At 70.1% G+C, this 24,908-nt stretch carries 26 protein-coding genes; 10 read left to right on the plus strand and 16 right to left on the minus strand.

Annotated features, from left to right (window positions below; genetic code table 11):
* The first annotated feature begins 116 nt into the window (after positions 1–116).
* Complete coding sequence (locus ACWEPG_RS17325) at positions 117–407, plus strand: YciI family protein (RefSeq protein WP_450134579.1); 291 nt, start codon at positions 117–119, stop codon at positions 405–407.
* A gap of 25 nt (positions 408–432) precedes the next feature.
* On the opposite strand, the gene ACWEPG_RS17330 is transcribed toward ACWEPG_RS17325, so the two are convergent.
* The 3 genes from ACWEPG_RS17330 to ACWEPG_RS17340 all read right to left on the minus strand — a co-directional run bounded on the left by ACWEPG_RS17330 (position 433) and on the right by ACWEPG_RS17340 (position 5,123).
* Positions 433–1,425: a TerC family protein gene (locus ACWEPG_RS17330; protein ID WP_452594854.1), complete on the minus strand. Its 993-nt coding sequence runs from the start codon at positions 1,423–1,425 to the stop codon at positions 433–435.
* A gap of 217 nt (positions 1,426–1,642) precedes the next feature.
* Positions 1,643–4,435 (minus strand): DNA translocase FtsK, encoded by a 2,793-nt coding sequence (locus ACWEPG_RS17335; RefSeq protein ID WP_452594855.1) that lies wholly within the window; start codon positions 4,433–4,435, stop codon positions 1,643–1,645.
* 61 nt (positions 4,436–4,496) lie between these two features.
* Positions 4,497–5,123 carry a TIGR03085 family metal-binding protein gene (locus ACWEPG_RS17340; RefSeq protein ID WP_452594856.1) on the minus strand — a complete coding sequence of 209 codons (627 nt, stop codon included), beginning with the start codon at positions 5,121–5,123 and terminating at the stop codon, positions 4,497–4,499.
* A 62-nt stretch (positions 5,124–5,185) separates the two neighbouring features.
* On the opposite strand from ACWEPG_RS17340, the gene ACWEPG_RS17345 reads away from it, so the two are divergent.
* Entirely contained in the window at positions 5,186–5,965 is a 780-nt protein-coding gene (locus tag ACWEPG_RS17345) for a sulfite exporter TauE/SafE family protein (protein WP_452594857.1), read from the plus strand.
* 66 nt (positions 5,966–6,031) lie between these two features.
* Here ACWEPG_RS17345 and ACWEPG_RS17350 read toward each other — a convergent pair whose 3' ends face one another.
* The 3 genes from ACWEPG_RS17350 to thyX all read right to left on the minus strand — a co-directional run bounded on the left by ACWEPG_RS17350 (position 6,032) and on the right by thyX (position 9,770).
* The gene (locus tag ACWEPG_RS17350; protein ID WP_450114296.1) at positions 6,032–8,047 is read right to left on the minus strand and encodes a ribonuclease J; all 2,016 of its coding nucleotides are present in this window, start codon (positions 8,045–8,047) and stop codon (positions 6,032–6,034) included.
* On the minus strand, positions 8,044–8,949 hold the full coding sequence (gene dapA / locus ACWEPG_RS17355) for a 4-hydroxy-tetrahydrodipicolinate synthase (RefSeq protein ID WP_450114295.1): 906 nt from the start codon (positions 8,947–8,949) through the stop codon (positions 8,044–8,046). The genes ACWEPG_RS17350 and dapA overlap by 4 nt, the downstream gene beginning before the upstream one ends.
* Positions 8,950–9,017: 68 nt before the next feature.
* On the minus strand, positions 9,018–9,770 hold the full coding sequence (thyX, locus tag ACWEPG_RS17360; protein ID WP_450114294.1) for an FAD-dependent thymidylate synthase: 753 nt from the start codon (positions 9,768–9,770) through the stop codon (positions 9,018–9,020).
* A 484-nt stretch (positions 9,771–10,254) separates the two neighbouring features.
* Between thyX and ACWEPG_RS17365 the strand changes: the two genes are divergently transcribed.
* From ACWEPG_RS17365 to ACWEPG_RS17385, 5 genes are all read left to right on the plus strand, one after another.
* Positions 10,255–11,049: a tyrosine-protein phosphatase gene (locus ACWEPG_RS17365; protein ID WP_452594858.1), complete on the plus strand. Its 795-nt coding sequence runs from the start codon at positions 10,255–10,257 to the stop codon at positions 11,047–11,049.
* Between the two features lie 70 nt (positions 11,050–11,119).
* Complete coding sequence (locus tag ACWEPG_RS17370; RefSeq protein WP_452594859.1) at positions 11,120–11,647, plus strand: toxin-antitoxin system HicB family antitoxin; 528 nt, start codon at positions 11,120–11,122, stop codon at positions 11,645–11,647.
* A gap of 98 nt (positions 11,648–11,745) precedes the next feature.
* Positions 11,746–12,180, plus strand: coding sequence for an SRPBCC family protein (locus ACWEPG_RS17375; RefSeq protein WP_450114291.1), 435 nt, complete (start codon positions 11,746–11,748; stop codon positions 12,178–12,180).
* Positions 12,181–12,207: 27 nt separating this feature from the next.
* The gene (locus tag ACWEPG_RS17380; RefSeq protein ID WP_452594860.1) at positions 12,208–13,470 is read left to right on the plus strand and encodes a hypothetical protein; all 1,263 of its coding nucleotides are present in this window, start codon (positions 12,208–12,210) and stop codon (positions 13,468–13,470) included.
* A 67-nt stretch (positions 13,471–13,537) separates the two neighbouring features.
* On the plus strand, positions 13,538–13,942 hold the full coding sequence (locus ACWEPG_RS17385; protein ID WP_452594861.1) for a carboxymuconolactone decarboxylase family protein: 405 nt from the start codon (positions 13,538–13,540) through the stop codon (positions 13,940–13,942).
* A gap of 13 nt (positions 13,943–13,955) precedes the next feature.
* On the opposite strand, the gene ACWEPG_RS17390 is transcribed toward ACWEPG_RS17385, so the two are convergent.
* Positions 13,956–15,170 carry a winged helix-turn-helix domain-containing protein gene (locus tag ACWEPG_RS17390; RefSeq protein ID WP_452594862.1) on the minus strand — a complete coding sequence of 405 codons (1,215 nt, stop codon included), beginning with the start codon at positions 15,168–15,170 and terminating at the stop codon, positions 13,956–13,958.
* Positions 15,171–15,224: 54 nt separating this feature from the next.
* On the opposite strand from ACWEPG_RS17390, the gene ACWEPG_RS17395 reads away from it, so the two are divergent.
* Positions 15,225–15,878 (plus strand): DUF3105 domain-containing protein, encoded by a 654-nt coding sequence (locus ACWEPG_RS17395; RefSeq protein WP_452594863.1) that lies wholly within the window; start codon positions 15,225–15,227, stop codon positions 15,876–15,878.
* A 37-nt stretch (positions 15,879–15,915) separates the two neighbouring features.
* On the opposite strand, the gene ACWEPG_RS17400 is transcribed toward ACWEPG_RS17395, so the two are convergent.
* The 5 genes from ACWEPG_RS17400 to dapB form a co-directional block, all read right to left on the minus strand.
* The gene (locus ACWEPG_RS17400; protein ID WP_452594864.1) at positions 15,916–16,950 is read right to left on the minus strand and encodes a TIGR03857 family LLM class F420-dependent oxidoreductase; all 1,035 of its coding nucleotides are present in this window, start codon (positions 16,948–16,950) and stop codon (positions 15,916–15,918) included.
* Entirely contained in the window at positions 16,947–18,038 is a 1,092-nt protein-coding gene (locus ACWEPG_RS17405) for a phosphotransferase family protein (protein WP_452594865.1), read from the minus strand. Before ACWEPG_RS17405 ends, ACWEPG_RS17400 begins: the two co-directional genes overlap by 4 nt.
* A gap of 231 nt (positions 18,039–18,269) precedes the next feature.
* A complete protein-coding gene (locus ACWEPG_RS17410) occupies positions 18,270–18,725 on the minus strand; it encodes a flavodoxin family protein (protein WP_450114284.1) in 456 nt (151 codons plus the stop codon).
* A 75-nt stretch (positions 18,726–18,800) separates the two neighbouring features.
* Positions 18,801–19,271 (minus strand): hypothetical protein, encoded by a 471-nt coding sequence (locus ACWEPG_RS17415; RefSeq protein ID WP_450114283.1) that lies wholly within the window; start codon positions 19,269–19,271, stop codon positions 18,801–18,803.
* Complete coding sequence (dapB, locus tag ACWEPG_RS17420; protein ID WP_450114378.1) at positions 19,268–20,011, minus strand: 4-hydroxy-tetrahydrodipicolinate reductase; 744 nt, start codon at positions 20,009–20,011, stop codon at positions 19,268–19,270. The genes ACWEPG_RS17415 and dapB overlap by 4 nt, the downstream gene beginning before the upstream one ends.
* 302 nt (positions 20,012–20,313) lie before the next feature.
* Here dapB and ACWEPG_RS17425 point away from each other — a divergent pair, with 302 nt between their 5' ends.
* Together ACWEPG_RS17425 and ACWEPG_RS17430 are read left to right on the plus strand one after the other, a co-directional pair.
* Positions 20,314–20,916 carry a flavin reductase family protein gene (locus tag ACWEPG_RS17425; protein ID WP_452594866.1) on the plus strand — a complete coding sequence of 201 codons (603 nt, stop codon included), beginning with the start codon at positions 20,314–20,316 and terminating at the stop codon, positions 20,914–20,916.
* A 123-nt stretch (positions 20,917–21,039) separates the two neighbouring features.
* Entirely contained in the window at positions 21,040–21,690 is a 651-nt protein-coding gene (locus ACWEPG_RS17430; protein WP_452594867.1) for a hypothetical protein, read from the plus strand.
* Here ACWEPG_RS17430 and ACWEPG_RS17435 read toward each other — a convergent pair.
* The 4 genes from ACWEPG_RS17435 to narJ form a co-directional block, all read right to left on the minus strand.
* Complete coding sequence (locus tag ACWEPG_RS17435; RefSeq protein WP_450114280.1) at positions 21,649–22,050, minus strand: VanZ family protein; 402 nt, start codon at positions 22,048–22,050, stop codon at positions 21,649–21,651. The two genes, ACWEPG_RS17430 and ACWEPG_RS17435, sit on opposite strands and share 42 nt — an antisense overlap.
* Positions 22,050–23,390, minus strand: coding sequence for a M16 family metallopeptidase (locus tag ACWEPG_RS17440; RefSeq protein WP_450114279.1), 1,341 nt, complete (start codon positions 23,388–23,390; stop codon positions 22,050–22,052). Before ACWEPG_RS17440 ends, ACWEPG_RS17435 begins: the two co-directional genes overlap by 1 nt.
* An 88-nt stretch (positions 23,391–23,478) precedes the next feature.
* Complete coding sequence (gene narI / locus ACWEPG_RS17445; RefSeq protein WP_452594868.1) at positions 23,479–24,210, minus strand: respiratory nitrate reductase subunit gamma; 732 nt, start codon at positions 24,208–24,210, stop codon at positions 23,479–23,481.
* A 1-nt stretch (position 24,211) separates the two neighbouring features.
* Entirely contained in the window at positions 24,212–24,904 is a 693-nt protein-coding gene (gene narJ / locus ACWEPG_RS17450; protein WP_450114277.1) for a nitrate reductase molybdenum cofactor assembly chaperone, read from the minus strand.
* Between the last annotated feature and the right edge of the window lie 4 nt (positions 24,905–24,908).

Genomic DNA, 24,908 nt, shown 5'->3' on the forward strand with positions numbered 1-24,908 from the left:
GCCGGAAATTCCGTACCGATCGTTCTGTGTTTGCAGACCGCGGTATCCGACGGAGCCGGGCGGGGTGGAGATGTCCCGGGCGTTCTCGTGTCGGTCGTAGTAGGAAGCGAGTCCCGATGCCATACATCGCCGTCGAGTACGTCTACCGCGACGGCTCGGTACCCGACCGTGACATACACCGCCCCGCCCACCTCGTATGGCTGGCCGAGCTGGTCAAACAGGGTCACGTCCTCACGGCCGGGCCCTACCTGGACGACAGCGGCGCTCTGCTGCTGCTGGAGGTCCCGGATGTGAAGGCGGCCGAGAAACTGCTCTCCGACGACCCGTTCACCCACGCCGGCATCGTCATCGACGCGCGCTACACCGAGTGGAAGCCCGTCATGGGGACCTTCACCCCACCGGTGTAGCGCGCCGCCGAAGGGCGTCGAGCGATCAGGCGGAGGCCTTCTCGGCCTGGTCGCCACGGGTCTTGAGCAGGCTGGCCACGGTGGTGACGATCAGAACACCGACGATGAAGATCAGTGAGAACGCGATGCTGACCTCGGGCACGCTGACGTGCTCGCCACCGTTGATGAACGGCAAGGTGTTCTCGTGCAGCGCGTGCAGCACCAGCTTCACACCGATGAACGCGAGAATGATCGACAGGCCGTAGGACAGGTACACCAGCCGTTCGAGCAGGCCGCCGATGAGGAAGAACAGCTGCCGCAGGCCCATCAGCGCGAATGCGTTGGCGGTGAAGACGATGTACGGCTCCTTGGTGAGTCCGTAGATGGCCGGGATCGAATCGAGCGCGAACAGGATGTCCGTGAAGCCGATGGCGACCAGGGCGAGCAGGAGCGGAGTGACGAATCGCTTGCCGTCGATCTTGGTGACCAGCTTGTCGCCGTCGTACTCCTCGGTGGTCGGCACGACCTTCCGCACCAGCCCGACGATCCGATTCTCCCGCTCCTCCTCGGCCTCGGCCTCGTTCCCGTGGTCCTTGACCAGCTTGATCGCGGTGTACACGAGGAAGAAGCCGAACAGGTAGAAGACCCAGCTGTAGGCGTTGATCGCCGCGGCGCCGACCGCGATGAAGGCGCCGCGCAGGACCAGGGCCATCACGATGCCCCACAACAGCACCTTCTGCTGGTACTCACGGGGCACCGCGAAGCTCGACATGATGATCACGAAGACGAACAGGTTGTCCACCGAGAGCGCCTTCTCGGTGATGTACCCGGCGAAGTACTCGCCGCCTGCGCCGGTTCCCCACTGCCACATGACGAACAGCCCGAACAGGATCGCGATGCCGATGTAGACGGCCGACCAGAAGCCGGATTCACGCAGGGTGGGTGCGTGCGGTGTCCGCACGTGGGCGAAGAAGTCGAAGACGAACAGGCCCAGAATCACCAAGCAGGTGATGATCCAGACCAGTGGTGTGATGTGCACGCGCAAACCTCCGGGGTCGGTGAAGACACCGGAGGTCTCTCCCGCCGTCCGTCACCCGGTGGACACGCGCCGCGCGCCGCCGGAACGTCCGACCGACAACCCCGGAGCGGCGACGGCGCCGTTCGTGTTGACGAGGTTGCCACGGATCACGGGGATACTCCCCTCCAAAGCCTCCCCATTCAATCACAACGACCATGCCTCACCACCAACGACCAGGTCAGTCGTCGGATGCGGATTCGTCCGGGTCCCCACCCCGGATCGACCACAGCAGCCCGTCCAGCTCGTCCGGCTTGATCAGCACCTCGCGCGCCTTCGATCCCTCGCTGGGGCCGACGACGCCGCGGGTCTCCATCAGGTCCATCAGTCGTCCGGCCTTCGCGAACCCGACGCGCAGCTTTCGCTGCAGCATCGAGGTGGACCCGAACTGACTGGTGACCACCAGTTCGACGGCCTGGAGCAGGACGTCCATGTCGTCGCCGATGTCGGGGTCGACTTCCTTCTTCTCCGCGGCCTTGGCCGTGGTGACGCCCTCGGTGTACTCGGGTTCGGCCTGGTTCTTGGTGAAGTCGACGACGGCCGCGATCTCCTCGTCGGTGATGAACGCGCCCTGCATACGGGTCGGCTTGCCCGCACCCATCGGCAGGAACAGCCCGTCACCCATGCCGATCAGCTTCTCGGCGCCCGGCTGATCGAGGATGACCCGAGAGTCGGTCAGCGAGGAGGTCGCGAACGCGAGCCGGGACGGCACGTTCGTCTTGATCAGACCGGTGACGACGTCGACCGACGGGCGCTGGGTGGCCAGCACCAGGTGGATGCCGGCGGCGCGGGCCTTCTGGGTGATCCGGACGATCGCCTCCTCGACGTCGCGCGGCGCGGTCATCATCAGGTCGGCGAGCTCGTCGACGATCGCGAGGATGTACGGGTACGGCCGGTACACCCGCTCACTGCCCAGCGGCGCGGTGATCTCCCCGGACCTGACCTTCTTGTTGAAGTCGTCGATGTGCCGGACCTTGTTGGCCTGCATGTCCTGGTACCGCTGTTCCATCTCCTCGACGAGCCAGGCGAGCGCGGCGGCCGCCTTCTTCGGCTGGGTGATGATGGGAGTGATCAGGTGCGGGATGCCCTCGTAGGGCGTCAACTCGACCATCTTCGGGTCGATCAGGATCATCCGGACCTCGTCCGGCGTCGCCCGCTGCAACAGCGACACCAGCATCGAGTTGACGAAGCTGGACTTACCGGAGCCGGTGGAGCCGGCGACCAGCAGGTGCGGCATCTTCGCGAGGTTTGCGCTGACGAAGTCGCCCTCGATGTCCTTGCCGAGGCCGATGACCAGCGGGTGATGATCCTTGCGGGTGCTCGGCGCGGCGAGCACGTCGGCGAGTCGGACCATCTCCCGATCGGTGTTGGGCACCTCGATACCGACCGCGGACTTGCCGGGGATCGGTGCCAGCAGCCGCACATTGTCGGTGGCGACGGCGTACGCGATGTTCCGGGCGAGCGCGGTGATCTTCTCGACCTTCACGCCGGGGCCGAGTTCGACCTCGTAGCGGGTGACGGTCGGGCCTCTGGTGTAGCCGGTGACCGCGGCGTCGATCTTGAACTGCTCGAGCACCTCGGTGATGGCGTCGATCATCGCCTGGTTCGCGGAACTGCCGGTCTTCGGCGGATCGCCCTCGATCAGCAGGTTCGCCGGGGGCAGGGTGTAGTCGCCCTCGATCACCCGTTCCGGGATCAGCATCTCCGGTTCGTCGTCGGGCTTCGGCGCCGGCGGTACGGGCTTGACCTGCGGCTTCGCCTTCGGCTTGGGTTTGGGCGGGGCCGTGGCCGCCGTCGCGGCGGCCTCGAGGTCCGGATCGCGGACGAGCACTTCCGTCGGCGCGTATCCCTCGTCGAGCGGGTAGTTCGTGGCCGGATCGGTGGCGACCGGATGGTCGTCGAAGCGGGCGTACCCGGACGCGTTGACCCCGGCGGGCCGGCCGCTGTCCCCACCGGCGGGCCGGCCGTCGTCGACCGGGTAGCCGTCCGCGTCGAACAGGGACGGGTCGTAGTCGGCCTCGTTGCGGCGGCGCGTGGGGCGCAGGTTGCGCAGCCCCTTGAGGTAGTCGGGTTCGTGGTCGCCGTACTCCGACACGGCCTCGTCGTCGTAGGCGTCCCCTTCGCCGTCGTACGGTTCGTAATCGTCGTCGTGCCGTGACGCGCCGACCAGTGAGCGCAGCCGACCGGGCACCTCGCGGACGGTGGTCCCGGTCAGCAGCAGCACACCGAAACCCATCGCGAGCAGCAGCAACGGCACCGACAGCCAGAAAGTCACTCCGTCGGTGAGCGGCCCGCCCGCGATGTAACCGATCATGCCGGCGCCGTTTGCCCGACCGTCTGCGTCGCGGGGTTCGCCGCTGATCACGTGGTACACGCCGAGCGCGGGTACCGCGATGAGCAGGGAGCCGAGCACCAGGCGTGGGCGGATTTCCGGATTCGGCTCGGTCCGCATCAGGATCACCGCGACCACGACACCGATCACCGGCAGCATCGCGGCGCCGCCGCCGAACAGCGCGCGGATCCCGGTCTCGATCCAGCCGCCGACGGGTCCGCCGGCCGAGAACCACATCGCGGCGGCGATCACGGCACTGACCGCGATCAGGCCGAGCGCGATCCCGTCGCGGCGGTGCCCGTGCTCGATGTCCGCGGCACGGCCCACGGTTCGGGTGGTGGCCCCGACTCCGCGGGCCATCAGCGTCCAGCCGCGACCGAGACCGGCGCCGACGGTCTGCAACGCGCCGCCGGACTTGCGGGCGGCGGGACGACGGTTCGCGGGCCGGGGTGCGGTGGCCTTGCGCGGGGTGCTGACGGTCTTGGTGGTTCGACTGCGCGGCTTGGCGCCCCCGCTCTTCGACGCCCCGCCCTTCGCGGCCCCGCCCTTCGAGCCCGGGGAGGACGAGCCACCGGACGACCCACCGCGCGCGGTCGACCGCGGGGTGCTCGTGGTGGATCGGGTTCCGGACTTACCAGCCATGATGGTCAGGCTAGTCGCTTCGGCCCCATCGGGACCATCCGCAACACCCGCAACAGGGGTGTCAGACGCCCCGCGGCATCGCCCGGACCGCGGCGACCGCCTGGTCCGGGCCGTCGAACGCGACTCGGACCGCGTCCCGCCCGAACGCGTACAGCGCCAGCTCGGCGGGAGTGCCGGTCAGGGTCACCGCGTCCGCGCCGGCGGCCTTCCGCGGGACCACCCGGCGCCCCTGCCCGGCGTCGATGACGACGGTGCAGGGAGCCTTCCGGAACGCCATCCTGCCCATCCGCCTCGCGAGCGCCCACAGTGCGGCGTCCCAGTCCGCCCCCAGGTCACGAGGCTCCCAGTCGCCGCCGGCCCGCCGGACGTCCTCGTGGTGCACGAACATCTCCCCCAGGTTCGCCTGGGCGTCGACGAGCCACAACGGCGACCAGACCGGTGGACCCGTGCGCACCAGCTCGAGCAGCTCGGGGTACGGGCGCCGCGCGAGTTCGGCCTGCACCTTCGCGGTGTATCCGGCCAGGGGCGCGATCATGATCCCGGGGGACGCGTCGAGGCGCCGTTCCCGGAGCACCAGATGCGCGGCGAGGTCGCGGGTGGTCCAGTCCCCGCACAGGGTCGGGGCGTCGGGTCCGACCGCGGTCATCGTCTCCACCAGGGCGTGGCGTTCGTCACGGGCGAGGCTCATGCCGCGCACGCTACCGCTCCCCGCGCGTCGGCGAGGAAGTCGGCGCCGATAGCGTGCCGAGAATGTCCGCCGCCGAAATGATCGTCATCGCGCTGGCCGGGTTCTGTGCCGGCGGCATCAATGCGATCGTCGGATCCGGGACGCTGGTCACATTCCCGACGCTCGTGGCGTTCGGCTATCCCCCGGTGGTCGCAACGATGTCGAACGCGGTCGGACTCGTGGCGGGCGGTGTCTCCGGAACCTGGGGCTACCGGCGGGAACTGGGCGGCCAGTGGGATCGGCTGCGCTGGCAGATCCCGGCCTCGCTGCTCGGTGCACTGCTCGGTTCGTGGTTGCTGCTGCGACTGCCGGACGAGGCGTTCGTGACGATCGTGCCGATCCTGCTGATCGGGGCGCTGATCCTGGTGGTGACGGGGCCGCGGATCCAGGCGTGGGCGCGTTCCCGGGCGGAGGCGGCGGGCCGCACCGCCGACCACGTGGGCACCGGCCGCATGATCGCGCTCACCGCGGGCACGTTCGCGGTCGGCGTGTACGGCGGCTACTTCACCGCGGCGCAGGGCATCCTGCTGATCGGGGTGATGGGTGCGCTGCTGCCCGAGTCGATGCAGCGGATGAACGCGGCGAAGAACCTGCTGGCGCTGCTGGTGAATGTCGTCGCGGCGACGACGTACACGCTGGTCGCGTTCGACCGGATCGACTGGGCCGCGGCCGGCCTGATCGCGGCGGGATCGCTGGTCGGCGGGTCCGTCGGCGCCCGCTACGGCCGGCGACTGCCCCCCAACGCACTGCGTGCCGCGATTGTGACGCTCGGCCTGATCGGACTGTGGCGGCTGCTCGCCTGACGGCGCCGGTCACGCGAAACACGTTCGGCCCCCGGCGAAACCGGGGGCCGAACGCGGTGAAGGCTCCTACACGCCGATGACGGTCGGAACGATCATCGGACGACGCCGGTACTTGTCTGCGACCCAGCGGCCGACGACCCGGCGCACGGCCTGCGCGATCCGGTGGGTGTCGGTGATGCCCTCCCCCGCGAGGCGGGCCAGTTCGGATTCGACGAGTACCGCCGCCTCCTTGAGTGCGGCCGGGTCGTCGGAGAATCCGCGACCGGACACCTGCGGGGTGCTCACGGCCTTGCCGGTGTGCTCGTCGACGGCGAGGGAGATCGAGATGAAGCCGCCCTCGCCGAGGATCAGCCGGTCCGACAGCGTGGAGTCGCCGACATCGCCGACCGAGTTGCCGTCGACGTACACGTGCCCGACCGGGACGCGACCGACGATCTCGGCGAGCCCGTCGACCATGTCGACGACGACGCCGTCCTCGGCGAGCACGATCCGGTCCTCCGGCACGCCGGTCGCAGCGGCCAGGGCGGCGTTGGCGCGCAGGTGCCGCCACTCGCCGTGCACCGGCATGGCGTTGGTCGGCCGGACCGCGTTGTACAGGTACAGCAGCTCGCCTGCGGACGCGTGCCCGGAGACGTGGACCTTGGCGTTCTGCTGGGTGACGACGGTCGCGCCGCGCTTGGCGAGCCCGTTGACGACCGCGAACACCGAGTTCTCGTTGCCCGGAATGAGCGACGACGCCAGCACCACGAGGTCGTTGGCGCGGATGTTGATCTGCCGGTGCTCGCCGCGCGCCATCCGCGACAGCGCGGACAGCGGTTCGCCCTGCGAGCCGGTGGAGATCAGGACGAGCCGGTCGTCGGGCAGGTTGGCGGCGGTGTCGATGTCGACGACCACGCCGTCCGGCACCGACAGGTAGCCGAGATCCTGCGCGATCTGCATGTTGCGGACCATCGAGCGTCCGACGAACGCGATCCGGCGGTTGTAGCGGACCGCAACGTCGACGACCTGCTGGATCCGGTGCACGTGGCTCGCGAACGAGGCGACGATGACCCGCTGCTTGGCCTTGCCGATGACTCCGTCGAGGACCCCACCGATCTCACGTTCGGGGGTGACGAATCCGGGCACCTCGGCGTTGGTCGAGTCCACCAGGAACAGGTCGACGCCCTCGTCCCCGAGCCGGGAGAACCCGGCGAGGTCGGTGAGCCTGCCGTCGAGCGGCAGCTGGTCGAGCTTGATGTCACCGGTGTGCAGCGCGACGCCGGCGGAGGTCTTGATCGCGACCGCGATCGCGTCGGGGATCGAGTGGTTGACGGCGAAGTACTCGCACTCGAACGGCCCGTGCGTGGTCATCTGACCCTCGACGACCTCGACGAGGTTCGGCCGCTGGCGGTGTTCGCGGCACTTCGCCGCGACCAAGGCGAGGGTGAACTTGGAGCCGATCACCGGCACGTCCGGCCGCAGGCGGAGCAGGAACGGCACCGCACCGATGTGGTCCTCGTGACCGTGGGTGAGGACGACGGCCTCGACGTCGTCCATCCGGTCCTCGATGTGCGCGAAGTCCGGCAGGATCAGGTCGACGCCCGGCTGCTGGTCCTCCGGGAACAGCACACCGCAGTCCACGATGAGCAGCTTGCCCTGGTGCTCGAAGACGGTCATGTTGCGACCGATCTCGCCGATACCGCCGAGCGCGACGACCCGGAGCCCGTTGTGGGGCGCCTTGGGGGGCAGGCCGAGCCGTTCGGTCGGGTCGACACCGACGATGCCGTCGGGGCGGCCCTTCGGCTGCCGCGGCGCCTTGCCACCACCCTGCGACCGGCGCCGGCGCGGGGCCTTTTCCTGGGCCGCCTTCTCCTGGCCCGCCTTCTCCTGGCCCGCCTTCTCCCGGGGCGCGGCCTCGGCCTTGGCCGGCGCGGTCTTCTTCGCCGCGGCCTTCTTCGCCTTCGCGGGCGCGGCCTTCTCGGCCGCCGCGGGGGCTTCCGTCTCCGGAGCGGCGCTCACGGGCTGTGTTTCGGGCGCGACGGGCGGAGTGCTCGGCGGACCGGCCTGACGACGTGCGCTGCGACGGCGCACCGGGCGGGTCACGACAGCGCCCCAGCGGCACGGAGGTCGGCGGCCAGCACCTCGACCTGATCGGGTGTCGGCGGCACCTGCGGCAGGCGCGGATCACCGACCTCGATGCCCTGCAGGCGCAGGCCCGCCTTCGAGGCGCTGACGCCACCGAGTCGGCCGACCGACCGGATAACGGGGAGCAGGCCGGCGTTGATCTCGCGGGCTCGCACGATGTCACCCGCCTGGTACGCGGCGAGCAGCTCGCGCAGCCGTCCGGGCACGAGATGCCCGATGACGCTGACGAATCCGACGGCACCGACCGACAACCACGGCAGGTTGAGCGGGTCGTCGCCCGAGTAGAACTCGAGGTCGGTGTTGGCGATCAGTTCGGCCCCGGCGGCGAGATCACCCTTGGCGTCCTTGACCGCCTTGATCCGGGGATGCTCGGCGAGCCGGTAGATCGTCTCGGTGGCGATCGGCACCACCGAGCGCGGCGGAATGTCGTAGAGCATCACCGGCAGATCGGTGGCGTCGGCGACGGCGGTGAAGTGGGCGAGCAACCCGGACTGCGGCGGCTTCGAGTAGTAGGGGGTGACGACGAGCAGGCCGTGCGCGCCGGCCTTCGCGGCGTCGCGGGCGAGTTCGACACTGTGCGCGGTGTCGTTGCTGCCCGCGCCGGCGACGATCTTCGCGCGGTGGCCCACGGCGTCGATCACCGCGCGCATCAGTTCGAGCTTCTCGGACTCGGTGGTGGTCGGCGATTCGCCGGTGGTGCCCGCGAGAACCAGGCCGTCGCATCCGCCGTCGACGAGATGGGTGGCCAGCCGCACACCCGCATCCACGTCCAGCTTCCCGTCGGCTGTGAACGGGGTCACCATCGCGGTCAGGACGGTGCCGAACGGGCGCTCGACTGGTGCGGATTCAGCATGGGTCATGGTTGTCAAGGTTACCCGGTGACGCCGCCCACTCCGCACACCGTGCGGACCCGACCCGCGGCACCCCGTCAGGCGCCGGTGCCGAACTCGCCGACCGCCACCTCGGTGCCGTCGGAAAGTTCCGCAATACCGAAGTCGCCGAACACGTTTGGTGCCACCGCAGACAGCTGACGCAGGCACTCGACCGCGACCTTCCGGATCTCGACGTCCGCGTGCTCGGTGGCACGCATCGCGATGAAGTGCCGCCACGCCCGGTAGTTGCCGGTCACCACCAGCCGGGTCTCGGTGGCATTGGGCAGCACCGAGCGGGCCGCCTGCCGGGCCTGCCGTCCGCGCAGTGAGCCGTTGGGCACGTGCGCGAGTTTGCCGTCGAGCGCCTCGAGGAGTTCACCGTAGGCGGCGCGACTGGCCTCTGTCGCGGCCTCGAACAGGGCCTCGAGTTCGGGATCGCCTGCGATGGCGGGCGGCACGACGACCTTGGCGTCCCGCTCGGACACCGACCGCTGCGACAGCTGGGAGTAGGACAGGTGCCGGTGCCGGATCAGTTCGTGGGTGCAGGACCGCGAGATGCCGGTGATGTAGAAGCTGACGCTGCCGTGTTCGAGGACCGACTCGTGCCCGACCTCGAGCAGGTGCCGCAGGTAGCCGGCGTTGGTGGCGGTCCGCGGGTTGGGCTTGTTCCAGCTCTGGTAACAGGCGCGCCCGGCGAACTCGACGAGAGCCTCGCCGCCGTCCGCGTCCGTCTCCCACGGCACGTCGTCGGGCGCGAAGAACTCCGTCTTCGCGATGAGCTGCACCTTCAGGGACACCGCTTGCCGCACTGCACTCCCACCTTCCGCAGACCCGTCTGCCACCTGCACGATAGGCGGTCCCGGCCCCGCCCCTCGCCGCAGATCCGGCTCCCTGTCCCGCGCCCGCCTTCGGCGGGCGCGGGACCATCGGGCGATCCAACGACGACGGTAGGCGTGTCTATACGTCCGATCCGACGTACGGCCCGAGCAGAAGGAGAGCCCGCATCCACCAGATTTGGTCGACCACCGTGCTGATATCGCTGTTCTGCATATCTCTCCTCGAATCGACGTGTCCCGCCCTGATCGAACGGCACACGGAGTATGCACCGCCTTCCGGGCGCCGTCCCGGCTTCCGAGGCGAATCCCGAAGGCACGCGGCCCACTCCCCGCGATCGCGCGTCCCGAGGAATCTCGAATCGTTCACCGATGAACGCCCAATCCTCAACTCCCGGTGGCGTCGCGGGTGTAGACATCCAGACGAGCGTCCAATCGATTCGATCCGAGGGAGCCCCGCGTGACCACCAATCGTCTGATTCGCGCCACTGCCGCCTTCGCCGCAGCCACCGCCCTGTTCGTCGGCGGCGGCTCGTCGGCGGCGATCGCCGCACCGGTTTCCATCGCCGACCATGTCGACTTCGACCGCTCGCTGCACCTCGACGGCGCGAAGAACGCCCGCGACGTCGGCGGCTACACGACGACGGACGGCAAGACCGTCAAGACCGGCCTCGTCTACCGCACCGACGCCCTGAGCAGCCTGAGCGCGGCGGACCTGACGAAGCTGCAGTCCCTGAACGTGAAGGTCGTCGACGACCTCCGCACCGTGTACGAGCGGACCATCCAGCCGGACAAGGTACCGGCCGGCGCGACCGCGAACTGGTACGACGTGCTCGGCGGTTCGCCGATCACCACACTGGTGGACCTGAAGTCGGCGTATGTCGCGTTCATCGACGGACCCGGCGCGAACGAGGCGTTCGGTGCGGTGCTGCGCGACATTCGCGACACCGACGGCGCGGTGCTCTACCACTGCAGTGCGGGCAAGGACCGGACCGGATGGACCACGGCGGTGCTGCTGACCATCCTCGGCGTCGACCGGGCGACCGTGAACGAGGACTTCATGCTGTCGAACGTCTACCGCGGCACGGACGGCACCGGTAGCACGGGGTCGATCGACGGCGTGCAGCAGAGCTGGCTGGACACCTCGTTCGCGACCGCGGAGGAGCGCTATGGCAGCTTCGACGCCTACGTGCGCCAGGGACTCGGTCTGACGGATGCCGATATCGCCGCGCTGAAGGCGAAACTCCTCTCCTGACGCCACCGTGACGCCACATCCGACACCACATCCCCTTGACTGACGTCACACGTGGCGTCATCATGGTGCCATGGAGCTGTCGAACTACACCCAGACCCTGCGTCGCGACCTGACCGCAGTCGCGGCCCTCGGCGACGAGAACACCCGACGCATCGCGGAGGCCCTCGCCGACGCCGCGGAGAACTCGGCCCGCCTCATGCTGATCAGCGCGCTGTCCGACCTCGCCACCGAGGTCTCGACCGCGCTCGGCGACCGTGCCGTGCACGTGCGCCTGACCGGCACCGAGGCGAGCGTCGAGGTCACCGGCGCCGAGCGGGCCACGGAGACCAACCGAGCCGACGAGACCGACCGGGCCACGGAGTCGGGGCAGGCGCCCCGGACGGAGACCGGGACGCCGCCGCGGTCGTCGGACTTCGACGACCTCGGCGGCGACATCTCCCGGGTGACACTGCGACTGGTCGAGCAGGTGAAGGCGCGCGCCGAGGAGGCCGCCGCACAGAACGGGGTGTCACTGAACTCGTGGGTGGCGCAGGCCGTACAGGGGGCACTGAGCGATCAGATGCGCCGCAGCCGGGAGAACACGAGGTTCGGCCTGTAACTGACCCACCGGTAAGGTTGTGTCGCCCGGTGGTGATCTTCTCCGGTAGTGATCTACTGACGACTCAGGTTGTCACAGCAAGCGCGAAGGGGTGGGTCATGGCAGTGTCCGGGTCCAAGGAGTTCGAAGTCGATGCCGATCCGTCGACGGTGATGGCGGCGCTCGTCGCGGTCGAGCGGCTGCCCGAGTGGTCGTCGGCGCACAAGTCGGTGACCGTCGAGAGCACCCACCCCGACGGTCGGCCGAACCGGGTGCGGATGACCGTTTCGGTGGTCGGCATCACCGACGAGCAGGTCGTCGACTACACCTTCGAGGGCGACGAGAAGTTGGCGTGGACACTGGTGTCGGGCACCCAGCAGAAGCAGCAGGACGGCAGCTACGTCCTGACCTCGAACGGCAACGGCGGCACCCACGTTCAGTTCTCTCTGACCGTCGATCCGAGGATTCCGGTGCCCGGCTTCCTGGTGAAGAAGGCCCAGAAGATGGCGCTGGACACCGCCTCCAAGGGCCTGACCAAGTTCCTCGAGGGCTGACCCGGGCCGGGGACCGACGCCGCGGCGGTGAGCGCACCGAAGCAGACCACCGGGCCTGACACACGTCGGGCCCGGTGGTCGTGGCGCGACACCGCCGTCGTCGGTGCGATCGTCGCGCTGGGGATCGGCGCCGCATGGGCACTGCCCCACGACAGCACCGACTCGACGGCACCGGAGTACGTCACCGAACCTGTCGCGTATCCGGTCGACATCCCGGGCTGCGACGAGGTGCTACCCTCGCCGCCACCCGTGACCGCGGCGAGCTGGCGCATGTACGGCGCGTCGTACGGCTACGACGACCCGGACTTCACCTGGCTCACCGCGGCCAAGGCGACGGCGATGACCGAGGCACTCCTCGGCACCCTCCCGACGGACGTCGAGGTACTGTTCGACGCACCATCTCGAATGTTGCTGTTCCAGCCGATCTTTCGGATCAACACCGACACCCTCCCCGACCACGTCGACCCCGACGACGTGACCGGCAAGAGCGACGCCAGGGGAATCGTGGTCCGGGGCGGCCACACCGGGACCCTGTACGCCGCGGTCCGGACCTGGGACCGTCCGCCACCGCCGTGCGTGGCGGGTGAGCTGGACGAGCGGCGTCTCCTCCCCGACGGCACCGTCGTCGACGTCCGGGACACCTGGTCCGAGCTCCGCGGTGTGCGCACCCTGGCCGCCGTCGCGACGGCCTACCCGCCGGACGGCTCACGCGTCATCGTCACGGTCGACGACGAGGACGGCGACGCGCACAGCGGCGCCCTGCCCCTGACCGTCGACGAGCTGGCCTCGATCGCCGCCGACCCCGGATTGCGCACCACCACACCGGTTCCCGCCGGCACCGCCGCGGCGCGGATGGGCTGCGGCACGGGACAGAATCGCCAGGGCCGTCCGCTGACCCGCGCCGACGTGGACCGGCTCGGCGTCGCGCTCGACACCGCCTGGGCCGCCCTCGGCCCGATGCCTTCGCCCCCGGACCGTCCCCTCGGATCGCTACAGCTCACCGACTCCACCCGCACGTCGGTGTGCACGGAGGTGACGCTGCCTGGCACCACCGGCGACACGCGTCTCCGGGTCACCATCGCACCGGCACTGCCACCCGACACACCCCCGGCGGGCGACCTCCGCCCGGACGGCACCCGGGTGCACGTCACCGACGAGTACGGCACGACGTTCGTGGCCGTGGCCCGCCCGTCGGGCACCACAGTCACCTTCAGCGTCGACCTCCTCGACGCCGCCCCGACGGTCGACCAGCTGATCACCCTGGCGACCTCGCCGGGCCTGGACCTCTAGCCGCCGGGCAGAATCGGATGTGCCCCTCGGGGCACTCACGATCCGATCGACCCCGGAGGTATCCGAAATGAGCGAGCACGACACCGGCTACGACGCGGGACTGGCGGTGCGGCGTGCGGTGATGAGCGACGAGTTCGTCGACCGTGCCCTCGACCGCAGCCGGGGCACCGACTCCGAGGCCCTCCAGCATCACGTCACCGCCACGGTGTGGGGCGGGGTGTGGACCCGCCCCGGTCTGGAGCGGCGGGATCGCAGCCTGCTGAACATCGGGATGCTGATCGCGCTGCGGGCGCACGAGGAACTCGAGGGTCACGTGCGCGGCGCGCTGACGAACGGCCTGACCCGCACCGAGATCACCGAGGCCGTGATCCATTCGTCCGGCTACTGCGGCGCCCCGGCGGCACTGTCGGCGATGAAGGTGGTGCAGCGGGTGCTCGACGCCGAGCTCGGACCGCTCTCCGACCAGGGCTGACGCCGGGCCGCGCTCACACCCGGGCCGCGAGCGCGGCGGCGAGGTCGCCCCGCTCGCCCACGACGACGTCGGACAGGCCGAGCCAGTCCGCCATCGCGCGCAGTTCGGCCGCGAGCGCGTCGGCGACCTCGCCGGGGTGGTGTCCGGGCTCGACGAACGCGCCGGGCACCCGCAGCGCGTCGGCGGCCCGGTCGGCCTTGAGGTCCACGCGCGCGACCAGCTCGCCGCCGTACAGGAACGGGAACACGTAGTACCCGTGGACCCGTTTGTGGGCGGGCGTGTAGATCTCGATCCGGTACCGGAACCCGAAGATCCGTTCGGTGCGTGGGCGGCAGAACACCAGCGGATCGAACGGGCTCAGCAGCGCGGTGCCGGTCGCGCGTCGCGGCGTGCGGGCGTCGGCGTGCCGGTAGCCGGGCGCGTCCCAGCCGCGCACGGAGACCGGGATCAGCGTGCCCTCGTCGACCAGGTCGGCGACCGCAGTGCGGCACTGTGCCGCCGAAAGCCGGTAGTAGTCCCGCAGATCGGCCTCGGTGCCGACCCCGAGCGCCGCCGCCGAGCGTCGGACCAGCTCGCGGACGGCGTCGGATTCCTCGACGCGGACGGCGAGGACCTCGGCGGGCAGCACCCGATCGGCGAGGTCGTAGTGCCGGGCGAACGCGACCCGGCGATCGACCGACAGGGCGCCGGCGGCGAAGAGCTGTTCGCAGACGACCTTGGTGTCGCTGCGACCCCACCACGTCCGGCCGCCCGCGGGCGGCGTGATCCGCAGGTGCCCTTCGACGTCCCCGGCCGTCGCCGCACCGACCTCGGCGATCGCGTCGAGCACGTCCCTGGCGAGCGTGGGGTTGCGCTCGAGGACGCGGCGCTCCCCCGCCCACCGCCCGGCGGCGTAGTCCCGCATGCGCCAGCGCAGCAGCGGCCAGTCCTCGATCGGGATCAGCGCCGCCTCGTGCGCCCAGTACTCCACGAGCGCACGGGGTTTGGCGACGGTGTGCCGCCAGGCCGCCGAGTCGAGCAGGTCGCGGTCGTACCTGCCGACGCGACTGAACACCGGCATGTAGTGCGCGCGGACCGCGACCGAGACGGAATCCAGCTGCAACAGCCCGGTCCGCCCGACGACCTTCAGCACCTGCCGACGCGTCGCCGTCCCCGCCGGCCTGCGGTCGGCGAAGCCCTGCGCGGCCAGCGCGGTCCGGCGCGCCGCGGCCGCAGTCATCGTCAGCATGCCGTCCACCCTGCCACGGACCACCGACACCGCCCTGCCGCTACCATCCCGCGGGTGCGCATCGCGATTTCGATCACCGTCGCCGTCCTGGCCCTGACCGCCCTGGGGTGCTCGGCGTCGGTGGAGGGCACCGCCACCGCGGACCCGTTCGGCCCGACCGTCGACAACCCGGATCCGTCGACCGGCATCGACGGGATCGTCGTCGTGGAGCCGCCCGTCGGTCTGCACGTGAGTCCGACGCAGCGCGTGGCCTACGACATGGTGCCGCCGGTCGGCGGACCGCACGACGCGACGTGGGCGGCCTGCAACGGCGTCGTGTACGACACCCCGGTGCGGACCGAGAACATCGTGCACTCGCTCGAGCACGGCGCCGTGTGGATCGCGTACGACCCGGACCGGATCCGCGGCGACGACCGCAGCCGCCTCGCGGCGCGGGTGGACGGGAACAGCTACCTGCTGATGTCCCCGTATCCCGGACTGCCGGAACCGATTTCGTTGCAGTCGTGGGGCCACCAGCTCGCGTTGGGCGACACCTACGACCGCCGCATCGACCTGTTCGTCTCGGCCCTCCGGCTGAACCCGAACACCTTTCCCGAACCCGGGGCGACCTGCTCCACGCTGCCGGGACGATTCGACCCCGACAACCCGCCGCCGTTCGATCCGTCCCCCGTCGATCCCGCGGACCCGAACACCGTCCCGGTGCGGTGACCCGCACCCGGGGCAGGGGCACCTCGGCCCGCGCGGGTCAGCACGCGCCGCGGTAGGCGGCGACGATCGGGGCCAGTTCGGCCGGGGTCGAGCCGTGCAGGATGACGCCGTCGCAGCCGAGGTCGAACTGATGGCGGATCGCGTCGACACACTGCGCGGGTGTGCCGGTGGCCGCGGGGGCCAGCCACTCGTCGGGCAGCAGGCCGGCCGCGTGCTCCAGCTGGTCGGTGGTCCCGACGATGTCGAGGCCCCCGACGCTGCTGATCACCGGGTCGGACAGGAACCTTTGCAGCACGACCGGATCCCAGCCGTTGGTGTCGACGAGCAATTGGCCGTATCCCTGCAGGTAGGTGCCCAGCCGTCCGACGGTCTTGCGCAGTACGTCCACGGGAGCGATGTGATCACCGACGGTGGCGAGGCAGGCCCAGACCTTCACACTGTCGGGGTCCCGCCCCGCCTCCTCGGCAGCGGACTTGACCAGGTCGACGCAGCGGCTGGTGGTCTCGTCGGTGAAGTAGGTGTGCAGGACCACGTCGTCGAAGAGCCTGCCGCCGAGCTTGAGGGTCTCGGGTCCGAAGGCCACGATCCCCAGTGGGAGGTACTCGTCGAGTTCGGAGTCGAGGTACAGCACCGGGTAGCGGCCGGACGGTCCGTCGTGACCGACGATCGTCTCGCCGCGGAAGAGCCTGCGCATCAGGAGCGCGAAGTCGGCCATCTGGGCGGTGGTGATCGGCGGGATTCCGTACGCGCCCTGCAGCACCGCGACACCGCGACCGATGCCGAGGGTGAAACGTCCGTCGGTGAGGTCACGCAGTGTCCGCGTCATGCCCGCGGTCACCATCGGGTGCCGGGTGTTGTGGTTGGTGGCGGCGGTGCACAGGCGGACGCTGGTGCTGGCCGCGGCCGCGGCCCCGGCGAAGGCACCGATCTCCTTCTTGTTGTACCTCTCGGAAAGGAAGGCCGTGCCGAGCCCGAGACGTTCGGCGTCCGCCACCTCGTCGAGAACCTCTCGCGCCGAACGGGGCTGGCCGCCGAGCAGGTAACAGCCGAGTTCGTCCAGTGTCCGCGTCACGCCTGCTCCCGGATCAGGTCGAGGGAGCCGAGGTCGCGGATCGCCGCGCAGCCCCGCTCCAGCATCGTCACGATCATGTCGTCACCACGGTCGGTGGCCGCGGAGAACGCGAAGCCGAGCGTGGTGATCATCGGTATCTGCAGCACGGCGACGCGGTAATCGCGCCAACACTCGTCGAGGCCGTATCCCTCGACACCGTGTTCGAGGAGTGCGCGGTGGTACACCTCCACGAGCTCGCGCTCGCAGTCGGCTCGCGTGCTGGGCGCGAAGCTGGTCCCCACGAAGTATGCGAGGTCGCGGGCAGGCAGGCCGACGGCGAGGGTCTGCCAGTCCACGACGCCGATCCGTTCGCCGTCCGGATGGAAGAGCAGGTTGTCGAGCCTGAAGTCGCCGTGGAGGATCGCGAACCGCTCCACGTCGCGCAGCAGCCAGGCGCCGATCAGGTCCGCCGATTCACGCAAGGTGCGAACGTCCGCCTCACCGAGGCGTCCACCGAGGCGCTCGATCGTGGTGTCGGCCGCCACCCGGCAGACCTCGCCGAGGCCGGCGGCGGTGTCCTCACCCGGCCTCGGCATCACGGTGCCGGTGAAGTCCGTCCAGCGCGGGTCGCACCACCCCGGGCCGTGCAGGCCGGCCAGCGCCGTCACCGCCAGCCGGGCCTCGGTCATGCCGCAGCCGCGTAGTTGGTCCCCCTGGACGGCAGGCGAGAGATCCTCCAGAAGGAGTACGAAATCTCTTCCACCGTCGTCTGTTTCGCAGTAGAAGCACCGCGGGACCGGCATCCGGACCGACGCCGCGACCTGGGTGTAGAAGGCGTGCTCCGACCGGTAGCCGAGTGCCACTCGGTCACGCACCGAGTCGTCCTGGGACGGAAGCTTCAGAACGAACGTGTCCGGGAGGTCCGACGCGCGTCGGTACCGCACGGTCAGTCGGTACGTGGCCGCCGTCTGTCCGGTTCCGACCGGTTCGAGGTCGAATCCCTCGACCGCCACCCGCGCGTCGGTGTCGGAAAGTACGCGCTGAAGCCAGTCCGTGGTCACGTCCGCAGGCGATCCGGGCAGTGCGGCCGCACCGAAGCCTCCGCCCATCGGGCCCCTCCATCCGCCGCGCGGTACAGACCAGAACTCGGCACATCCAGGGCACGACCATACATCCATGCACGCCCTGTATGGCCGGATTCGCGGACTCCGACCCGACCTCCGGCCGCCCCGAAAGGGCGCCCTCGGGCCCGGACCGGTCCGGCGGTCAGCGCCCGCGCCAGGCCCCCGATTCAGCCCGCGAGCGTGACCGCGACGGCGACACCGAGCTCGTAGCGCCGCTCATTCCCCCATCAGACCCGCAGCCACGGTCGCCCCCAGCTCCCAGCACGCCTCGATGTCGGCCTTGCTCGGCTTCCCGGACACCACGACGTCCGCAGCCGCCCTCACCCATCCGAGGCCGGTGGTGATCGAGTCCACCGCGCGTTCGGCGCCCTCCGTTCCCTCGTTCCCGTGGAGGTACAGCCCGAAGGGCCGTCCGCGCGTGGAGTCGAGGATCGGGTAGTAACACATGTCGAACGCGTGCTTGAGGGCACCGCTGATGTAGCCGAGGTTGGCTGGTGATCCGAGGAGGTAGCCGTCCGCTTCCAGCATGTCCGACGGTGTCACCGCGAGCGCTGCCCGCCGGACGACCTCCACGCCCTCGATCTCCGGCGCGGTCGCGCCGGAGACGACCGCCTCGAACATCGCCTGCATGAACGGCGACGGCGTGTGGTGGACGATCAGCAGACGCGGCATTTCTCCGGTACCCCGTAATCTCTTGAATTGGTGCTCGAACTCCCGGACAACCGCCCGGACGATCCCGGTGCGCCGCTAGTTCGCTCCACGCTCGGCCGCTTCGAGCGCCACCGCGCGACGCATCGTCTCGCGCGCCCGCGAGCGGTCGCCGGCGTAGTCGTAGGCGCGGGCCAGCCGGTAGGTGGTGAGCCAGCTGTCGGGGTCGGCCTCCCACTCCGTCTGCACCTGCGCGAACAGCGCGTCCGCGGCGTCCCGCTGGATCCGCCCGGAGGGCATCCTCGGCAGATCGGAGACGTCGAGGTCGCGGCCCTCGTCGCGGGCCCGGGCCACCAGATGCTGGTGCTGGAAGCCGGAACGCACCGTCGAGTAGACCATCCAGACGCCGATGAACGGGAGGACCAGTACCGCAATGCCGAGTACGACGGGGACGGCGCCACCGTCCTGGATCAGGGCGATGCCACGCTGACCGAGCAGCACGAAGTAGAAGGCCAGCGCGACGACGATCGCCGCGATCGCCACGAGGACCTTGGTCGAGGTGCCCTTCACAGGTCCAGCAGGGGGTCGATGCCGACGGTGAGGCCGGGACGGCCCGCGATCTCGCGGACACCGAGCAGCACACCCGGCACGAACGAGTTGCGGTCGATGGAGTCGTGCCGGATCGTCAGGGTCTCGCCCTGGGTGCCGAGCAGCACCTCCTGGTGCGCGACCAGTCCGGCCAGGCGCACCGAGTGCACCCGGACCCCGTCGACATCCGCGCCTCGGGCGCCGTCGAGTTCGGTGGTGGTCGCGTCGGGGCTCGGTCCCCGCCCGGCCTCGGCGCGGGCTGCGGCGATCAGCGCCGCGGTGCGGTAGGCGGTGCCGGACGGCGCGTCCAGCTTGTTCGGATGGTGCAGTTCGATGACCTCGACGGAGTCGAAGAACCGCGCGGCCTGCTGTGCGAACCGCATCGACAGCACCGCGCCGATCGCGAAGTTCGGAGCGATCAGCACGCCGACCTCGGGCTGCTCGGTGAGCCAGCGCTGCACCTGCGCGAGGCGGTCCTCGTCGAAGCCGGTGGTGCCGACGACGGCGTGGATCCGGTTCGCGACGAGGAACTCCAGGTTGCCCATCACCACGTCGGGGTTGGTGAAGTCGACGACCACCTGGGTGCGGGTGTCGACGAACATCTCGATCGGATCGCCCGCGTCGACCTGCGCCACCAGTTCCAGGTCGGGAGCCGCCTCGACGGCCTCGCAGATGGTACGGCCGACCTTGCCCCTGGCACCCAGGACACCGACCCGAATCACCGTCACTTGACCCTCACTCCATCCGATCGTCTTGCACGTCCAGGCAAGCCTACGCAATCGACTCCGGCCCCCGTCGGGCGGACAATGGACGGGCGGAACCTAGGTGAGGAAGTGATCGCAATGCCTTCCGACATGATGTCCTGGTGGCATCAGTTCATGATGTGGATGCATCACATGGGCATGCCGATGATGCCCGGCATGCCGATGATGCCCGGGATGCCGATGATGCCCGGGATGTGACGTCGGGCGGGGGCTGAATCGTCGACCCGCCCACGGGCCGCGCACGGTGGCACGATGTCGGGGTGCGAACGCTCTTCGACCCCGCCGCCACCGCCCCGCACCGGATGTACCAACTCCTCACCGCGTCGGTGGTGCCGCGGCCCGTCGCGTGGGTCTCCACACGCGCGGCCGACGGCACCCCGAACCTGGCGCCCTACAGCTTCTTCACCGTCGCCAGCGCGAATCCGCCTGTCGTGCAGTTCACCTCGGTGACCCGCAAGGACAGCCTCCGCAACATCGAGGCGACGGGCGAGTTCGTGGTGAACCTGGCGCCGGCGCACCTGATCGAGCAGGTCAACGCGAGCTCGGCGATGTTCGACGCCGCGGTCGACGAATTCGACACGGTCGGGGTCACCGCCGAGCCGAGCGAGCGGGTGGCGGCGCCGCGGGTGGCGGAGTCCCCCATCGCCATCGAATGCGAACTCTTCCGGGTGATCGAGGTCGGCGACAGTTTCGTGGTGATGGGATCGGTGCGCGCAATCTCCGTGCGCACCGAGACGCTCGCCGGGGACGGCTTGCCCGACTTCGCGGCGATCGCGCCGGTCAGCCGTCTCGGCCGGATCCAGTGGGGACTGCCGCCGCAGGTCAGGGAGATCCCGCGGCCCGGGCGCCCGGCGGCCCGCTGACTCCGCCGTTCCCGGGCGAGAGGAGGCACGCTACTCGCTGGCTACTCGACTTCGGTCATTCCGGCGTTCCCGACGACCACCCGTGGTTAGGCTGCCCGGCCACGAGACGAAAGGAACCGCCACATGAATGCATCCGTGAGAGTGACCGCGGCCCTGGCCGTGGCAGCGGGATCGATCTTCGCGTTCTCCAGCGCACCCGCCGTCGCCGAAACCGCCGACGAGGGGCAGCGCACCGGCCCGGTGCAGTTCTGGGCGAAGGACCTGGGCAACTGTAAGGCCGAGTTCAACATCGAGAACCAGACGAACGTGACCACCTACACGATCGACTGGCGCATCGACGACGAGGTTCCCGAGGGACGCGACATCGGCGTCGGATTCCCGGTCTGGCGGACCGGCACGCCGAACATGGCCTCGAAGGCGGAGTCGCCGACGTGGCCCGACGAGGTTCCGGAGAACACCGTCGAGAACCGCACCATGGTCTCCGACCGGGCGCCGGTGCTTGCCACCTACGTCCAGGACCTGAAGAACCTCAACGGCGCCTGGAACCCGGCGCTGCCGAACCCGGACGCCGACACGCACAAGATCGACTACCGGATGGTGCTCGGCCCGCCCGGGAACAACGGGCAGACCCCGACCGAGACCCCCGAGTGGATCGGCGACCGGCAGTGGCACTCGATCACCGTCACCGGCTGCAATCCCTCCACCGGCGGTGGCGGTTCGGCCGACTTCGGGTCACTCGATCTCGGTGGCCTGCTGGGACTCTTCGCGTCCTGATCGGGCACCCCCGGACCGTCGGCGGTGGGCCACCCACCACACCAGTGCCAGGCCCACCGCGACGCCGACGACATCGGCGACCCAGTCCCAGATCGATCCGCTGCGATGGATCGGCAGCAGCGCCTGCAGCACCTCCGACACCGCGGCGTACAGCGCGCCGCCGAGCAGCACCCACCCGGCCCGGAACCCGGCGTACCGCGCGGCGACCGCGAGGGCCAGGAACATCAGCAGGTGCGTGACCTTGTCGCTGTTCGGCGGCCCACTCGGCACCGTCGACCCCGGCGAGAACAACATGACCAGGGTGATCACCAGGACGACGAAGAACGGAATCGCCCGGCGTGACCCCAGTTTCGCGAGCATCAGACGATCCCACGCACCACGGCGGGCAGGTCCCGCGCCCGCTTGTAGGGTCCGACCACGGACGCCGCGAACGGCCGGGTCAGCAGCATCGCCGCGACCTCCCGCACCTCCTCGGTGGTGACGGCGTCGATCCGCCGCAACGTCTCGGTGATGGTGCGGTGGCTGCCGTAGTTCAGTTCCTGGCGGCCGATCCGGTGCATCCGCGAACCCGAATCCTCCAGCCCGAGCACCATTCCCCCGCGGATCGAGCCCTTCGCGCGGGCGCACTCGGCATCGGTGATGCCGTTCGAGGCGACCTGCGCGAGCACCTCCCGGATCAGGGTGGTGACATCCGCGAGGTTCTCCGGCTGGCAGCCCGCGTACACCGAGAACGCCCCCGTGTCGGCGAACGTGTCGACGCTCGAGTAGACCGAGTACGCCAGGCCGCGTTCCTCCCGGATCTCCTGGAACAGCCGCGAGGACAGCCCGCCGCCGACCGCGGTGTTGAGCACCGACAGCGCCCACCGGTGGCCCTCGTGCCGGCCCAGGCCACGCACGCCGACGCAGAGGTGGGCCTGTTCGCTGTCCCGCCGCAGCACGCTGAGCGCAGGCGCCGAACGCGGCCGCAGCCTGCCCTCCCGCCGTGGGGCGGGAACGGCGCCGTCGGTCAGGTGGCCGCCGAACGCCCGGCGCACCAGCTCGACGGTCTCGTCGTGATCGACGTTGCCCGCGACGGCCACCACCATCCGCTCCGGCGTGTACCGGCGGACATGGAACGAGTGCAGTTGGGTGCGCGTCATCGCCTCGATCGACTCGGTGGACCCGATCACCGGCCGGCCGACGGGATGATCGCCGAACAGGGCGGTGAGGAACTCGTCGCCGAGCAGGTCCTCGGGGTCGTCGTCGCGCATCGCGATCTCCTCGAGCACCACCTGGCGCTCGATGTCGACGTCCGCGGACCGGCACTTCCCGCGCAGCACCACGTCGCTGACGATGTCGATCGCCAACGGCAGATCCTCGTCGAGGACGTGCGCGTAGAAGCAGGTGTGCTCGCGGGAGGTGAACGCGTTCAGCTCCCCACCGATCCCGTCGACCACCTGCGCGATGTCGAGCGCGCTGCGGGTGGGGGTTGCCTTGAACAGCAGGTGCTCGAGGAAGTGCGCCGCGCCGGCGACGGACGCCTGCTCGTCGCGCGAACCCACCCCCACCCAGACGCCGACGGACGCCGAGCGCACGCCGGGCATGTGTTCGGTCACCACCCGCAGCCCCCCGGGCAGCACCGTGCGACGCACGGTGGACCGCGGCGTGCGGGTTCGTTTCCTCGGGATCGTGGTGGTGCGACTGCGAGCTGTGGTGGCCATGTAGTGGTTCAGCGGTCCTCGGGAGAAAGTCCGGACGTAGAAGTCCAAACAGTACAGCCGCGTCCACATCCGTCCGAAGGCGGCGCCGTCACCAGCCGCGCCGGTGCGGCTCCGAGCCGACGAGTTCCCCCGGGCGTGCGCCCTCGCGGCTGCGATACACGATGTACGGCCGGAACAGGTACGCGAACGGCGCACTGAAGGCGTGCACGAGCCGGGTGAACGGCCACAGCGCGAACAGGACCAGCGCGATCGTGACGTGGATGTGGAACGACAGCGGCGCCTCCGCCATCAGGTCGCCCCGCGGCTGCAGGATCCAGATCGACCGGAACCACGGCGAGACGGTCTCGCGGTAGTTGTGGGCCTCGTTCCCTTCGAAGGCGCCGATCATCGTGGTCGCGAGCCCGGCGACGATCGCGGCGACGAGCAGGGCGTACATGACCTTGTCGTTGAGGGTGGTGGCGGTGAACACCGGGCCGGTCGTCCGACGCCGGTAGATCAGCAGTGCCACGCCGACCAGGGTGGCGAGGCCGGCGATGACGCCGGGTATCGCCGCACCCCAGTGGTACATGTGCCCACTGATGCCGATCGCCTCGGTCCAGGACTCGGTGATGACGAGGCCGATGACGTGGCCGAGGATCACCACCAGGATGCCGAAGTGGAACAGCGGACTCGCGATCCGCAGCAGCCGGTTCTCGTAGAGCTGGGAGGAGCGGGTGGTCCAGCCGAACTTGTCGTACCGGTATCGCCACCAGGTGCCGATGACCAGGATCGCGAGCGTCACGTACGGGACGACGTCCCAGTAGATCTCCCCGGCGGACATGTCAGTGCGCTCCTTCCGATCGCGGCGAATCACCCGGTTGTCGCCTCGGCGGCACGGTCAGCGTGAACGGCTGCAGGCCGACCGCCTCGGCGGGCGGACCGGTCAGCGCCAGGTCCCGGGCCCGTTTCCGGTCCGGTTCGGTCGCCGGGGGCAGCGTCGCGGCGACCGCGCCGAGCACGTCCGCGTACGGCGACCCCGACTCGCGAAGCGCGAGGTGCAGCATGTCGATCGCGGCCCGATTCGCCGCCAGCAACCGGCCCCCGATGTCGGGGGCGACGGTGGCGGCGAACTCGAGCACCACGGCGAGGTGGTCGGCGGACTCCCCGGTCGGCGGCTCCGCGCCCGCCTCCCGGTAGGCGCGGGCGAAGTTCAGGATCGCCGACCCGCGGTTGCGGGTGTCCCCGTCGGTCCAGTAGGTCAGCAACAACGTGGTCCTGCGGCGCAAGTCGAAGGTGTCGACGTACGCGGTGGCCGCCTCGAGCGGGGGCCGCTCCCGCAGGTGCCGGGCGAGCGCGGCGAGCGGGTCCGCGAGCTCACCGGGCAGGTGGGCGAGCAGCGCGTCGACGGCGGCGAGCCGGTCGTCCTGGCCGTCGTCCGGGTAGGCCAGCAGCAACGACGACGCCTGCCACACCAACCGGTGCCGCTGCACCAGCCGAGCGTTCCCCGAGGAGGTCGGGCGGCGTAGCAGTTTCATCGCA

This window comes from Rhodococcus sp. NPDC004095 (assembly GCF_053604015.1).

Excerpts from the sequence above, each read along its gene's own strand:
- ACWEPG_RS17435 (WP_450114280.1), bottom strand. The coding sequence starts at position 22,050 with ATGCTCGCGAAACTGGGGTCACGCCGGGCGATTCCGTTCTTCGTCGTC.
- ACWEPG_RS17405 (WP_452594865.1), bottom strand. The coding sequence starts at position 18,038 with ATGGGCGGAGGCTTCGGTGCGGCCGCACTGCCCGGATCGCCTGCGGAC.
- ACWEPG_RS17325 (WP_450134579.1), top strand. The coding sequence starts at position 117 with ATGCCATACATCGCCGTCGAGTACGTCTACCGCGACGGCTCGGTACCC.
- ACWEPG_RS17335 (WP_452594855.1), bottom strand. The coding sequence starts at position 4,435 with ATGGCTGGTAAGTCCGGAACCCGATCCACCACGAGCACCCCGCGGTCG.
- ACWEPG_RS17345 (WP_452594857.1), top strand. The coding sequence starts at position 5,186 with ATGTCCGCCGCCGAAATGATCGTCATCGCGCTGGCCGGGTTCTGTGCC.
- ACWEPG_RS17430 (WP_452594867.1), top strand. The coding sequence starts at position 21,040 with ATGAATGCATCCGTGAGAGTGACCGCGGCCCTGGCCGTGGCAGCGGGA.
- ACWEPG_RS17340 (WP_452594856.1), bottom strand. The coding sequence starts at position 5,123 with ATGAGCCTCGCCCGTGACGAACGCCACGCCCTGGTGGAGACGATGACC.
- ACWEPG_RS17385 (WP_452594861.1), top strand. The coding sequence starts at position 13,538 with ATGAGCGAGCACGACACCGGCTACGACGCGGGACTGGCGGTGCGGCGT.
- ACWEPG_RS17440 (WP_450114279.1), bottom strand. The coding sequence starts at position 23,390 with ATGGCCACCACAGCTCGCAGTCGCACCACCACGATCCCGAGGAAACGA.
- narJ (WP_450114277.1), bottom strand. The coding sequence starts at position 24,904 with ATGAAACTGCTACGCCGCCCGACCTCCTCGGGGAACGCTCGGCTGGTG.
- dapA (WP_450114295.1), bottom strand. The coding sequence starts at position 8,949 with ATGACCCATGCTGAATCCGCACCAGTCGAGCGCCCGTTCGGCACCGTC.
- ACWEPG_RS17410 (WP_450114284.1), bottom strand. The coding sequence starts at position 18,725 with ATGCCGCGTCTGCTGATCGTCCACCACACGCCGTCGCCGTTCATGCAG.
- narI (WP_452594868.1), bottom strand. The coding sequence starts at position 24,210 with ATGTCCGCCGGGGAGATCTACTGGGACGTCGTCCCGTACGTGACGCTC.
- ACWEPG_RS17370 (WP_452594859.1), top strand. The coding sequence starts at position 11,120 with ATGGAGCTGTCGAACTACACCCAGACCCTGCGTCGCGACCTGACCGCA.
- ACWEPG_RS17390 (WP_452594862.1), bottom strand. The coding sequence starts at position 15,170 with ATGCTGACGATGACTGCGGCCGCGGCGCGCCGGACCGCGCTGGCCGCG.
- ACWEPG_RS17375 (WP_450114291.1), top strand. The coding sequence starts at position 11,746 with ATGGCAGTGTCCGGGTCCAAGGAGTTCGAAGTCGATGCCGATCCGTCG.